Origin of the sequence: Serratia quinivorans, assembly GCF_946227985.1 — a bacterium.
GTDB classification, from domain to species: domain Bacteria; phylum Pseudomonadota; class Gammaproteobacteria; order Enterobacterales; family Enterobacteriaceae; genus Serratia; species Serratia quinivorans_A.
In genome coordinates, this window is record NZ_CAMKGL010000008.1 from 98,216 (window position 1) to 111,222 (window position 13,007).

Genomic DNA, 13,007 nt, shown 5'->3' on the forward strand with positions numbered 1-13,007 from the left:
CTCCTTTTATTTTTTCTTGACCAGCACGCAAATCGAGTGCGCAGCCTGGTTCCAGGCGGGTAAGACCGCCCGCGAATCTTCCTGAGTAAAGGGGGCGACAAGCTGCCAATCGCCGGTGGGCAACGTCATCTCCACCGCCTGCTGCGTGGCGTTCACCACCACCAGCCAGCGTTGTGACAGACAGATCTGCAACTGCAGTGCTCCCTGCTCCCACTGTTGCGCGCTGAGCGATTGCCCCTGCGCGTTCAGCCACTGCACGTTACCGTCGCCCTCCTGCCACCAGCGGTCATGCTGCAGGGCGGGAATTTGTTGGCGCAGTTGGATCAGTGCGGCGGTGTAAGCGGTGAGTGAGTCATCCGCCGTGGCCCAGTCGAGCCAGGTGATAGCGTTGTCCTGACAATAGGCATTGTTGTTACCCTGCTGGCTGTGTCCATGTTCGTCGCCGGCCAGCAGCATCGGCGTTCCCTGGGACAGCAATAACGTGGCAAGCAGTGCCTGCCGGCTGGCCCTACGGCGTTGCACAATGGCGTCGTCGGCAATCGGGCCTTCAACGCCGTGATTGTTGCTAAAGTTACGGTCGCTGCCGTCGCGGTTACCTTCACCGTTCAGTTGGTTATGTTTACGGTTAAAGCTGACCAAATCCTGCAGGGTAAAACCGTCATGGGCGGTCAGCATGTTGATGCTGGCGTACGGCGCACGCCCGCGTCGATTAAACAGGTCGCTGGAAGCGGCAAAACGCTGGGCGAACTGGCCGAGCGAAATATCTCCCTGCAGCCAGAAGCGACGCATATCGTCCCGGTAGTGGTCGTTCCACTCGGCAAAGCGCCCGGGAAACTCACCCACCTGATAACCGCCTGGGCCAATATCCCAGGGTTCGGCGATCAGCTTGCAGCGCGACAGCAGATCATCCGCCAGTATCGCCTGGAACAGCGGGGCATCACGGTCGAACGCCGGCGTGCGGCCGAGCACGCTACCCAGATCAAAGCGAAAACCGTCTACGTGACACTCCCCCACCCAGAAACGCAGGCAATCCATCACCCAGGCTACGCCAAGCGGCTGATCAAGCCGCAGCGTGTTGCCGCAGCCGGTATCGTTCACATAACCGCCATCGGGAGTGAGCCAGTAATAATTCGAGTTATCGATGCCGCGCAGCGACAGCATTGGCCCGTCCATATCCAGCTCGGCGCTGTGGTTGAATACCACGTCGAGGATCACTTCAATCCCGGCCTTATGCAGTGCTTTCACCGCGTCGCGGAATTCCCGCAGCGGCGTCATGTCGGTACGCAGGCTGGAGTAGCGGTTATCCGGCGCATAGGGCGCCAACACGTTATAGCCCCAGTAGTTAATCAACCCGAGGCGCTGCAGGCGCGGCTCGGAGCTGTGTTGCTGCACCGGCAGCAGTTCCAGCGCGGTAATGCCAAGACGCTTGAAGTAGGCGATCATCACCGGATGCCCGAGCGCGGCAAAACTGCCACGCAGCACCTGCGGGATATCCGGGTGTTGCAGGGTCAGACCGCGCACATGCGCTTCGTAAATCACCGTTTTGCCCCACGGCGTTGCCGGTGGGCAATCATCCTGCCAGTCGTAAGCTTCGTCGATCACCACGCACTTTGGCATCAGCTCCGCGCTGTCTTGCGGGTCCGGATGGCCATAGCCACCGTGTAAATCAGGGTCATCGGCTACCGGCCCCTCGACCGCACGGGCAGCGGGATCCAACAGCAGCTTGTTGGGGTTAAAACGCAACCCCTGCGCCGGATCAAACGGGCCGTGCACCCGGTAGCCATAACGCTGGCCCGGTTTACCGCCCGGCAGATAACCGTGCCAAATATCACCGCTGCGCGTTGCCAGCGGCAGGCGTACTTCGCGCTGTTGTTCGTCAAACAGGCACAGCTCCACCCCCGTCGCATGGGCGGAGTACAGGCTAAAGTTGATGCCGTTACCGTCATAGTGCGCCCCGAGAGGCGCGGCGATGCCGGGCGTCAGCTCAGTCATTGCGCCTCCCGCAGCAGGTAGATGGTTGCCAACGGCGGCACGGTCACGCTAATCGAATGCTCACGGCCGTGGTTACCGATCTGCTCGGACACCACGCGCCCCTGGTTGCCGGTATTGCTGCCGTGATAATGGTGCGAGTCGGTATTGAGGATTTCCCGGTACTCACCGGGGCGGGAAATACCGATGCGGTAGTGGTGGCGCGGCACCGGGGTAAAGTTGCTGACAGCGATCAGCTCATTGCCATGCGCATCATAGCGGGCGAAGGCAAACACCGAGTTGTCATGGTCGTCCACCACCAGCCACTCAAAACCGTCCGGCCGGTAGTCACGCTCATACAACGGCGCCTGCTGTTGATAGCAATGGTTAAGATCGCGCACCAACCGCTGTACGCCGTGATGCCAGTTATCCAGCCCTTCAAGCAGATGCCAGTCGAGGCTGCTGTCGAAATTCCATTCGCGCCCCTGGGCGAACTCACAGCCCATAAACAGCAGCTTCTTGCCCGGGTGCGCCCACATAAAGCCATAGTAGGCACGCAGGTTGGCGAACTTCTGCCAGGCGTCGCCGGGCATGCGGTCTAGAATCGATTTCTTGCCGTGCACCACTTCGTCATGGGAAATCGGCAGCACGAAGTTTTCGGTGTAGGCGTACAACATGCCGAAGGTCATCTGATTGTGATGATACTTGCGGTGTACCGGGTCGCATTGCATGTAGTTAAGCGTGTCGTGCATCCAACCCAGGTTCCATTTGTAGTGGAACCCCAGCCCGTTAGATTCCGGCGGCAACGTCACCCCTGGGTAATCGGTGGACTCTTCCGCCAGCGTCACCGCACCGGGCCGCTCCTTGCCGACGCTCTGATTGGTGTAACGCAGGAAGGCAATGGCCTCCAGATTTTCGTTACCACCGTAATAGTTCGGCACCCATTCGCCTTCGGCACGGCTGTAGTCACGGTAGATCATCGAGGCCACCGCATCGACACGCAATGCGTCGATGCCATAGCGTTCCAACCAGTAAAGGGCGTTACCCGCCAGATAGTTGCGCACCTCATGGCGACCATAGTTATAGATCAGGGTATTCCAGTCCTGGTGGAAGCCTTCGCGCGGATCGGCATATTCATACAGCGCGGTGCCGTCGAAATTTGCCAGGCCATAGGCATCGCTGGGGAAATGCCCCGGCACCCAGTCCAGGATCACGTTGATACCCGCCCGGTGCGCCGCCGCGACAAAATCTTTAAAGTCGGCCGGGGTACCGAAGCGCCGGGTCGGGGCGTACAACCCTAGAGGTTGATAACCCCAACTGCCGTCAAACGGGTGCTCGTTAATCGGCAGCAGTTCGATATGGGTGAACCCCATGTCTTTAACGTAGCCAATTAACTGTTCCGCCAGTTCGCCATAGCTGAGCCAGAAATTATCATCGGTGTGACGTCGCCACGAGCCAAGATGCACCTCGTAAATTGAAATCGGTCGGTCAAAATCATTGGCTCGCCGACGCTCCGGGGTGTTTTCCACCACCTCCGGCAGCGGCGTCACCAGCGATGCCGTGTCCGGCCGCATTTGCGCCTCAAAGGCGTAAGGATCGGCCTTCAACTGGGTATTGCCGTAGCAGTCGATAATTTCGTATTTGTACAATTGCCCGGCTTTCACCCCTGGCAGGAACAGCTCCCATATCCCGTTTTCACGACGCAGGCGCATCGGGTGGCGGCGGCCGTCCCAGAAGTTAAACTCGCCAACCACCGAAACGCGCTGGGCATTCGGTGCCCAGACGGCAAAGCTGACGCCTTCAACGTCATCGAGCGTAGTGAGATGGGCCCCCAGACGCTCATAAGGGCGCAAATGGGTGCCTTCTGCCAGCAACCAACTGTCGATATCCTGCAGCAGGGTGCCGAAACGGTAGGGATCGTCGACGATCTGCTGATTATCCTGCCAGCGGACTTCGAATTGATAGCGGAACGGGGTTTTGCGACGCGGTACCGTGGCGCTGAAAAAACCGCGCGCATCATCGCAGTTCAACTGCACCAGACGCCGGCCGGTTTGCTGCTCCAGCAGCCAGACTTCGCTGGCGTCAGGCAACAGCGCACGCACCTGCAGGCCGGTATCGGCCGCATGCATACCCAGCAGAGAAAAGGGGTCGGCAGAATTGCCGGAGAAAAGCTGATCAATCACGTCACGATCGGGAAGTACAGGCATAGTCTTCTTCCTAAGATTAAGAGCATGATTTATAAGGGGCCGCGTAAGCTCATCGTCTTTCAGGTTGCAGCGAAATGGCTGCACCTTGAGATCCACAGGGCGTAACGCTTAATCCATAGCCGTTTTGGTTATCATGCAATTCATTCGGTATCTAAAGCGTGATTGCGGTCGGTTATTGATCAATTCTCACCTTCCCGGCCCAAATTCCGCTCTTTATGCTTATTTTTAGCGCTGGTGAAAATATATCCGCCAGCCCTTTAAGCATAGCCAATGCCGGTTAAAAACATTGCCCATTAGCAAGGAAAACGCTTCATTAAGAAAACTGCCAGCCTGACAGCGTCTTTGCGCTGCTGCCCGCGTGGAGAAGTGCCGATGACTTGTGTGCTTTTCCCCCTTTGCAGCGATTTGGTCCATAGCGCGCAGAAACGAAGAAAAAGGAAGAAAATAAGGCTTTTGGGGGCTGAAAGAGGTCAGCCCCCGGGAAGTACAGTTCAGGTTTACAGCAGGATGCGCAGCATGCGGCGCAGCGGCTCGGCCGCACCCCACAGCAACTGGTCACCCACGGTGAACGCAGACAGGTATTCCGGCCCCATATTCAGCTTGCGCAGACGACCAACAGGGGTGTTCAGTGTCCCGGTGACCGCTGCCGGCGTCAGTTCACGCATGGTCAGTTCACGGTCGTTCGGGATCACTCGTACCCAGTCATTATGGGTCGCCAACATGTGTTCGATTTCCGGCAGCGAAACGTCCTTTTTCAGCTTCAGGGTAAACGCCTGGCTATGGCAGCGCAGCGCACCAACGCGCACGCACAGACCATCGACCGGGATCACCAGGCCGCTGTTAAGGATTTTGTTGGTCTCCGCCTGGCCTTTCCACTCTTCACGGCTCTGGCCGTTATCGAGCTGCTTGTCAATCCAGGGGATCAGGCTGCCGGCCAGCGGCACACCAAAGTTATCGGTCGGCAGTTTGCCGCTGCGGGTGGCCGCAGTGACCTTACGTTCGATCTCCAGGATCGCCGAAGCCGGGTCCTGCAGCTCTTTCGCCACGTCGGCGTGCAGCATGCCCATTTGGGTCAGCAGTTCACGCATGTGACGTGCACCACCACCGGAGGCCGCCTGATATGTCGCAACGGACGCCCACTCCACCAGATCGTTGGCGAACAGGCCACCGAGCGACATCAGCATCAGGCTGACGGTGCAGTTACCGCCAACAAAGGTCTTGATGCCTTTATCCAGCCCCTGCTGGATCAGCGTACGGTTGACCGGATCAAGGATGATAATCGCGTCATCCTGCATGCGCAGAGAAGAAGCTGCGTCGATCCAGTACCCTTGCCAGCCGATTTCACGCAGCTTTGGGTAAATTTCGTTGGTATAATCGCCGCCCTGGCAGGTAATAATAATGTCGAGCGCACTCAGTGCATCAACATCGTAAGCATCCTGCAGCGTGCCCTGTTGGCCGCCGAAGGTGGGTGCCGCCTGGCCGTGTTGCGAGGTGGAGAAAAAGACCGGGCGAATGGCGTCAAAATCGCGCTCTTCCGTCATGCGTTGCATGAGTACGGAGCCGACCATTCCGCGCCAACCGATGAAACCAACGTTTTTCATAATGACTGTCCTGCCTTGGAGGATGACTGCTATAAGTTGTGTGCAATATCTCTCCACCTTACAAAATGTCGACGCAGGCGCAAAGTGAATTTATTCGATGGGTGAGCGATTCTCAGCAATCCTTCTTATATACCTGGGAGATGAGCCGGCTGGTCGCCTGGCCGTAACTTGAAAGTCATAGGGTATAGGTTATTAAGCGGCCGGGATGACCGACGCACTTTTCAGATTCAGAGGTAGTGATGACAGAGATGATTTCAGTCACGGTGTTGCTGTTTTTAATCATGGATCCGCTGGGAAATTTGCCGATTTTTATGTCGGTACTCAAGCACCTGGAGCCGCGTCGTCGTCGGGTGGTGCTGATCCGTGAACTGCTGATCGCCCTGCTGTTGATGCTGATTTTCCTGTTTGCCGGTGAAAAAATTCTGGCGTTCCTTAACCTGCGCACCGAAACCGTCTCCATTTCCGGCGGGATTATTCTGTTCCTGATCGCCATCAAGATGATCTTCCCCTCGCAGGAGGGTGACAGCAGCGGGCTTTCCGCCGGTGAAGAACCCTTCCTGGTGCCGTTGGCAATCCCACTTGTAGCCGGCCCTTCGATTCTGGCTTCGCTGATGCTGCTGTCGCACCAGTATCCGAACCATATTTCGTATCTGGTGGTGGCGCTGCTGATTGCCTGGGGCATTTCCGCCGCCATTTTGCTGATGTCGAACCTGTTCCTGCGCCTGCTGGGGAGTAAAGGGGTGAGCGCGCTGGAAAGGCTGATGGGGCTGATTCTGGTGATGCTGTCGACCCAGATGTTCCTGGACGGCGTGAGAGCCTACATGAAGTTGTAGTGAAGATACTGGCGCCAGTGCGGCGCCGAGAAGTGACGGCAGCCCGGGTTACTGGGCTGCAACACGACGAATATAGGCCAGGGTATCGGCCACCACGCCGTCCAGCGGCTGGTCAATCTCGATCGCCTGCACGTCTTGTTCTTGCTCGTTCGGCTCTTCCAAAGTGGCGAATTGGGAAACCAACATCTGCGGCTTGAAGAAGTGGCCCTTGCGCTGTTTCAAACGCTCCTCAATCACCGCCTTATCACCCTTCAGATAGATGAAATGCAGATTGCGGTTACCTTCGCGCAGACGGTCACGATAGCTTTTTTTCAACGCCGAACACACCAGCAGCGAGACATCGTTGGTGCGCTCCATGGCAAAAATCGCGTCATTCAACGCCGCCAGCCACGGAGCACGATCGTTATCGTCCAACGCATGCCCGGCGGCCATTTTATTGATGTTGGCACGCGGATGCAGGTAGTCGCCGTCCAGCATGGCAGCATTGGCCTCATGGGCTACGGCGTTGGCCACGGCGGATTTACCGCTGCCGGAAACGCCCATCAAAATAAATACGTGGTGCTGTGGATTGCTCATATGTCATGCCCTTATGGAGTCAAATAACGCTGGCAGCGTCATCAAATGCGCCCCAAACTCAAAATAGTTTCCGGCACCGCCGGGGCACCGGAAACCTCAGTATTTTAGACGACCGTCGCCAGCAGTAGGCAACCTACCAAACCACAGACTGAAATGATGGTTTCCAGCACCGACCAGGATTTAATGGTTTCCATGATGCTCAGGTTGAAGTACTCCTTGAACAGCCAGAAACCCGGGTCATTAACGTGAGAGAAAATCACGCTGCCTGAACCGACCGCGATCACCATCAGTTCCGGACTGGCGCCGGTAGTAGCGATCAGCGGAGCAACGATACCCCCGGCGGTGATGGCCGCCACGGTCGCCGAACCCAGTGCCAAACGCAGCGCGGCGGCAATAGACCAGGCCAACAGAATCGGCGATACGTTACTGCCTTCCATCAGGGCGGCAATATATTTCTCTACGCCACTGTCGACCAGCACCTGTTTGAACGCGCCGCCACCGCCGATGATTAACAACATCATGGCGATAATCTTGATGGAGTCCGTGATGGTGCCCATCACTTCATCCATGGTGCGGCCACGGTTCAGGCCAAAGGTGAAGATAGCAATCAGCACCGCAATCAGCGTCGCCATTACCGGATCGCCGAAGAACTCGGCAAAGCGCAACAGAGTATGGCCCTTCGGCAGCACCATTTCGGCTACCGCGCGCAGCGCCATCAGGATCACCGGCACCAGAGAGGTCGCAACGCTGATACCAAAGCTTGGCATTTCCGCTTCAGTGAAGATTTTTGGGTTATACAGACCTTCAGGTACCGGCTTGTCGATACCTTTCAGGAAGCGGGCATAAACCGGGCCGGCCAGGATCACCGTCGGGATAGCCAGCAGCGTACCGTACAGCAGGGTTTTGCCCATATCGGCATGGAAGATGGTGGCGATCGCCGTTGGGCCAGGATGCGGCGGCAGGAAACCGTGGGTTACCGACAGCGCAGCCGCCATTGGCACACCAACATACAGCAGAGGAACGCGTGCAGAAGCGGCGATACTGAATACCAGCGGCAGCAACAGCACGAAACCCACCTCATAGAACAGCGCGAAGCCGACGGTAAAGCCCGTCAACACCACGGCCCACTGAATGTGTTTCTTGCCGAACTTGTCGATCAACGTAGTGGCGATGCGCTGGGCACCGCCGCAGTCCGCCAGCAGCTTGCCGAGCATGGCACCGAAGCCCATGATCAGCGCCAAACTGCCCAGCGTGCCGCCAACGCCGGCCTTGATGGAACCGATCACTTTATCGACCGGCATCCCCTGGGTGATCCCGACCGCCAGAGCAACCAGAATCAAAGAGATAAAGCCGTTCAGCTTAAAACGAATCATCAGCAGCAGCAGCAGCGCTACGCCGCCCGCAACAATCACTAATGGCATAATTTTTCTCCAACCTTTTTATCGCTAGACCCTCTTTACGATAGATCGTAAAGCGCGCGTTTGTTGTATTTTTAGGCTCTTCCCGGTGTTAGAAGACGAGCTGTAGGTGGTGCTGAGGCAAAGGTTCTATCTCATTCAAGATAACCGCACGCTCATTGTTACCGGTATCATGATACCGGTAACAACCCGGCTGCCGGAACCGGGTAACCGGCCAAAATTCGCGTTATGGGATAGAGATCAAACTTATGGGGGTAACAGGGGGCAAGCTTACAGAGGGAAATGAAAACGCGCCGGGCGGCGCGGCCCCAGAATTAAAATGGTTCAAGCAACGGCTTAAAACCGGTCAGATACTGCCACCGGGGATCACGGTGAAACCGACGTCTACCATGCGCGGGCTGACCGTTTCACCCCGCAGTCGGGCCAACAGGCGTTCGGCACCGATTTGGCCCATGCGCTCACGTGGCGTCAACACGCTGGCCAGCTTCGGCACCATCACCTGGCCGATATCGTGGCCGTGGAAACCGGCAATCGCCATATCTTTCGGAATCAACAGCCCCTGCCGCTGGCACTCAAAGGTTGCGCCAATCGCCAGGTCATCGTTGGTGCAGAAAATACTGTCAATCTGCGGGTAATCGCGTTGCGCCTGGCGCAGCAGTTCACCACCGGCGGAATAAGACGACGAACGCGCCGTCATCACGCTGTACGGCTGCAGGCCAGATTCACGCATCGCCTGTTCATAGCCCTGCTGTTTGATAATGGTACGTTCATCCTGACGCGCGCCGAAATACACCACGTGGCGATGGCCGTGCGCGATGATTTGCTGGGTCATCTGGCGTGCGGCCTCAAAGTTATTGAAACCTACCGCCAGATCGATACAGGGCGAAACGCAGTCCATCAGCTCGACGACCGGGATACCCGCAACCTCGATCATTTTCATGGTGCGTGGCGTATGGTGGCGTTCAGACAGGATCAACCCATCAATATTGTAAGACAGCAGCGAGGTCAGGCGCTGTTCTTCACGCTCCGGCAAATAACCGTAGTGCGCCAGCATAGTCTGGTAATTGTGCGCATCGGTGACGCTCTCGATGCCGCGCAACACTTCGGCAAATACCTGGTTGGTCAGCGACGGCAGCAAGACGCCAATGGCGCGGCTGGTGGAGTTGGAAAGGATATCCGGCGCACGGTTGGGAATGTAGCCCAGCTCATCAAGCGCGACGGCAATTTTTTGCTGCAAGACGGCAGAAACCTGATCGGGATTACGCAGATAACGGCTCACCGTCATCTTGGTCACGCCAACCTTGTCTGCAACATCTTGGAGTACCGGCCGTTTTTTCTTCATTATCAATGAACTGGCTAACCGTGAATGGGCGCTCATTTTAGCAAAAAAAAACCGGGGCCGATATTGTTGGTTGTTGGAAGAGCAAACGCAAAAAAGGCTCACCGCGTGAGCCCTCAATATTTATACCCAAAATAATTCGAGTTGCATCGCGGCGACAACTGAGCACATCCCCGGGAGCGTACAAACAGTACGTGACCGGGGTAAGCGCAGGAAGTCAACAAAGATGCAGCTTGAAGTATGAAGGGTATACCGCTTAATCAGACCGGCGGCAGATCAAACAGCAATATTTCGCTGTCTTCATCGGCCTTCATCGACAGTGCCGTTTCATCCCACACCGCGAAAGCATCGCTGGTGCCGGCCTGTTGACCGTTGACCACCACCTTACCGCGTACCACCTGGATCCACACGCGACGCCCGGCTTCAATCGGGTACTCCGCCAGCTCGTCTTTACCTAACGCCCAACGGGACAGCGTCATGTCCTGGAACACCTTCAGTGAACCCTCACGTGCATCCGGCGACAGCACCAGTTGACGGCCCTGTGGCGCATCGAACATGCGTTGCTCATAACGCGGCTCCAGCCCAACCCGATCGGGAATGATCCAAATCTGATACAGGTGCAACGGACGATCGTTATTGCCGTTGTACTCGGAGTGACGTACCCCGGTGCCCGCACTCATGATCTGGAACTCACCGGCCTGGATTTGCTCTTTGTTGCCCATGCTGTCCTGATGTTCTACCGTGCCGCTCAGCACGTAGGTCAGGATTTCCATATCTTTATGCGGATGGGTGCCGAACCCCTGCCCTGCGTCAATCATATCTTCATTGATCACTCGCAGCGCCGAGAAGCCCATAAAATCAGGATCGTGATAGTTGGCAAATGAGAAGGTGTGCCAGCTATCCAGCCAACCATGATTGGCATGACCGCGATCTTCTGCCTTACGTAAATAAATCATATTCAACTCTCCTCAATGTTTTTTACAGTCTAGTCCTGACAGCAGAATAAGAAAGCGCAAAAAACTCTTCCCTCTGTTCAAAAAATTAGATGGAGTATAGAAGTAAATGGCAGTGGATTTGTTGAAGGCATGTTGGGCTGGAAATAGGCAAAAAAAAAGCCAGCACCCGAGCTGGCTAAGTAATACTTGGAAGCAATGTGAGCAATGTCGTGCCTTCGCAGCGAGTGTACCAAAGGTTGATACTCCCCCGAGAACGCATCGCAATAATAATCATTATCATTCGCACCTGTAAAGCGTTTTTTTAACCAATACGTAATAATGTTGACTCGACACATTAAACGGATAAATTCAGAGGTTATTCAACCGGTAAGCCAAAGGAGCAGCGTAATGAGTGAAATCGTAGTTCGTCACGTAGAAAAAACAGATGCACAGGCCCTGCATCAGCTTTACTCTCAACCGCAGGCTTACCGTGACACGCTACATCTTCCGCTACCGACAATCGAACTCTGGCACCAGCGTCTCGCCAATCTGGAGCCGGGCACCCACAACCTGGTGGCTTGCATTGATGGGCAAGTCGTCGGCCAACTGGGCCTTATGCTGAACCAGCGCGTGCGCCGCCGCCATGTGGCGAGCTTTGGCATTGGCGTCGATGACCGCCATCAGGGCAAAGGCGTCGGCAGCAGCCTGATGAAGGCGATGATCGACCTTTGCGACAACTGGGCGGACATCGAGCGCATCGAACTGACGGTGTTTACCGATAATCAGGCCGCCATTGCGCTTTACCGCAAGTTCGGCTTTGACATTGAAGGTACCAGCCGCGCCTATGCCATGCGCGACGGCGTGCTGGTAGATTCTTACCATATGGCGCGTTTTCGCAGTGAACAGCAGAAAAAATCAGCCTCATGAGTGAGATAAAAAAGGGATCAGGGGCGGCAAACCGCCCCTTCACCGTCAGCCGCCGCGCCTTTGTACAAACGCTGGCCTGCGTAACGGGTGCCATCGGCATCCTTTCTCCCACCACCTTCCTGGGGGCCGCGATGCCAACTTCTCCTGCCATACGTACCGGTGCCCGTAACCTGATTACCGATGTTCCCGGTCTGCGGGTCGGCATCGCGCAGGACAGCCGGGTACGGACCGGCACCACGGTGATCCTGCCGGATCGCCCAGCGACAGCCGCAGTCGATGTTCGCGGCGGCGGACCGGCAACCCGGGAAACCGACGCGCTGGGGGAAGATAACCTGGTGCAAACCCTTGATGCGCTGGTGCTGAGCGGTGGCTCGGTATATGGCCTGGCCGCAGCCGACGGCGTGGCCGCCTGGCTGGGGCAACAGGGTAAGGGCTATGCCCTGCATCCGGCACCGGGCGTGCCGGTTTCCCCGATAGTCCCCACCGCCTGTCTGTACGATCTGAGTAACGCGGGTGATAAAAACTGGCAGCGTGATCCTCCTTATCGTCAACTCGGGATAGAGGCCGCGAGCAAAGCAGGTCACGACTTCCCGCTCGGCACCGTGGGTGCAGGCTATGGCGCAATGACCGGCATGGGCAAGCTGAAAGGCGGCCTCGGTTCGGCTTCAATCATGGCGGCTAATGGTGCCACCGTCGGCGCTCTGGTGGCGGTCAACAGTCTGGGTTCTGTAGTTGCACCTGGCACTCGCGCCTTCTGGGCCACGCCCTATGAAATCAACGGTGAGTTTGGTAACGGCGGAGCCGCGGCACTGGCACAACTGCACGGCCAGGGCGAAGACTGGATGCCCGAAGAGCCGACGGGCGGCAGGAAAAATACCACCCTGGCCTGTATCGCCACCGATTTGGCGTTGACCCGGGTAGAGCTGAAACGCGTGGCGATCATGGCACAGGACGGCATGGCGCGCGCCATTCGCCCACTGCATAGCCCGTTCGACGGCGACGTGGTGTTTGCCCTGTCCACCGGCCAGCGTGAAGTCGAAGGCAGCCGAGAGTTGGCGGTGCTGCAGATTGGTGCGCTGGCAGCGGACACCCTGGCGCGAGCGATCGCCCGTGGCGTTTACGCGGCAACCCCATGGCCCGGCGGGCAGGTCACAACCTGGAAAACCCTCGCCTGACACCGCCAATAAAAAGGGGCGCATTGAT

The 13,007-nt window shown here is 57.0% G+C and carries 10 protein-coding genes; 3 read left to right on the forward strand and 7 right to left on the reverse strand.

Features of this window, described 5'->3' with window-relative positions; all coding sequences use genetic code 11:
* Positions 1-6: 6 nt before the first annotated feature.
* From glgX to asd, 3 genes are all read right to left on the reverse strand, one after another.
* A complete protein-coding gene (gene glgX / locus OCH02_RS18645; RefSeq protein WP_261432466.1) occupies positions 7-1,992 on the reverse strand; it encodes a glycogen debranching protein GlgX in 1,986 nt (661 codons plus the stop codon).
* Positions 1,989-4,175 (reverse strand): 1,4-alpha-glucan branching enzyme, encoded by a 2,187-nt coding sequence (gene glgB / locus OCH02_RS18650; protein ID WP_261432468.1) that lies wholly within the window; start codon positions 4,173-4,175, stop codon positions 1,989-1,991. The genes glgX and glgB overlap by 4 nt, the downstream gene beginning before the upstream one ends.
* Before the next feature lie 497 nt (positions 4,176-4,672).
* Entirely contained in the window at positions 4,673-5,776 is a 1,104-nt protein-coding gene (gene asd, locus OCH02_RS18655) for an aspartate-semialdehyde dehydrogenase (protein WP_261432469.1), read from the reverse strand.
* 239 nt (positions 5,777-6,015) lie between these two features.
* Between asd and OCH02_RS18660 the strand changes: the two genes are divergently transcribed.
* Positions 6,016-6,609 (forward strand): YhgN family NAAT transporter, encoded by a 594-nt coding sequence (locus OCH02_RS18660; protein ID WP_153858385.1) that lies wholly within the window; start codon positions 6,016-6,018, stop codon positions 6,607-6,609.
* Between the two features lie 48 nt (positions 6,610-6,657).
* Here the strand turns inward: OCH02_RS18660 and gntK are convergent, their stop codons facing one another.
* From gntK to OCH02_RS18680, 4 genes are all read right to left on the reverse strand, one after another.
* On the reverse strand, positions 6,658-7,185 hold the full coding sequence (gene gntK / locus OCH02_RS18665; protein ID WP_012147325.1) for a gluconokinase: 528 nt from the start codon (positions 7,183-7,185) through the stop codon (positions 6,658-6,660).
* Positions 7,186-7,289: 104 nt separating this feature from the next.
* Complete coding sequence (gntT, locus tag OCH02_RS18670) at positions 7,290-8,606, reverse strand: gluconate transporter (protein ID WP_261432471.1); 1,317 nt, start codon at positions 8,604-8,606, stop codon at positions 7,290-7,292.
* 343 nt (positions 8,607-8,949) lie between these two features.
* Entirely contained in the window at positions 8,950-9,945 is a 996-nt protein-coding gene (gene gntR / locus OCH02_RS18675; protein WP_261432472.1) for a gluconate operon transcriptional repressor GntR, read from the reverse strand.
* Between the two features lie 257 nt (positions 9,946-10,202).
* Positions 10,203-10,898: a pirin family protein gene (locus tag OCH02_RS18680; RefSeq protein WP_261432473.1), complete on the reverse strand. Its 696-nt coding sequence runs from the start codon at positions 10,896-10,898 to the stop codon at positions 10,203-10,205.
* Between the two features lie 387 nt (positions 10,899-11,285).
* Between OCH02_RS18680 and OCH02_RS18685 the strand changes: the two genes are divergently transcribed.
* Positions 11,286-11,804: a GNAT family N-acetyltransferase gene (locus OCH02_RS18685; protein WP_261432474.1), complete on the forward strand. Its 519-nt coding sequence runs from the start codon at positions 11,286-11,288 to the stop codon at positions 11,802-11,804.
* Complete coding sequence (locus OCH02_RS18690) at positions 11,801-12,979, forward strand: P1 family peptidase (protein WP_261432475.1); 1,179 nt, start codon at positions 11,801-11,803, stop codon at positions 12,977-12,979. The genes OCH02_RS18685 and OCH02_RS18690 overlap by 4 nt, the downstream gene beginning before the upstream one ends.
* The last annotated feature ends 28 nt before the right edge of the window (positions 12,980-13,007 follow it).

Coding starts and splice junctions, on each gene's coding strand:
- OCH02_RS18685 (WP_261432474.1), top strand. CDS start 11,286: ATGAGTGAAATCGTAGTTCGTCACGTAGAAAAAACAGATGCACAGGCC.
- glgX (WP_261432466.1), bottom strand. CDS start 1,992: ATGACTGAGCTGACGCCCGGCATCGCCGCGCCTCTCGGGGCGCACTAT.
- OCH02_RS18690 (WP_261432475.1), top strand. CDS start 11,801: ATGAGTGAGATAAAAAAGGGATCAGGGGCGGCAAACCGCCCCTTCACC.
- gntR (WP_261432472.1), bottom strand. CDS start 9,945: ATGAAGAAAAAACGGCCGGTACTCCAAGATGTTGCAGACAAGGTTGGC.
- glgB (WP_261432468.1), bottom strand. CDS start 4,175: ATGCCTGTACTTCCCGATCGTGACGTGATTGATCAGCTTTTCTCCGGC.
- asd (WP_261432469.1), bottom strand. CDS start 5,776: ATGAAAAACGTTGGTTTCATCGGTTGGCGCGGAATGGTCGGCTCCGTA.
- OCH02_RS18660 (WP_153858385.1), top strand. CDS start 6,016: ATGACAGAGATGATTTCAGTCACGGTGTTGCTGTTTTTAATCATGGAT.
- gntT (WP_261432471.1), bottom strand. CDS start 8,606: ATGCCATTAGTGATTGTTGCGGGCGGCGTAGCGCTGCTGCTGCTGCTG.
- gntK (WP_012147325.1), bottom strand. CDS start 7,185: ATGAGCAATCCACAGCACCACGTATTTATTTTGATGGGCGTTTCCGGC.
- OCH02_RS18680 (WP_261432473.1), bottom strand. CDS start 10,898: ATGATTTATTTACGTAAGGCAGAAGATCGCGGTCATGCCAATCATGGT.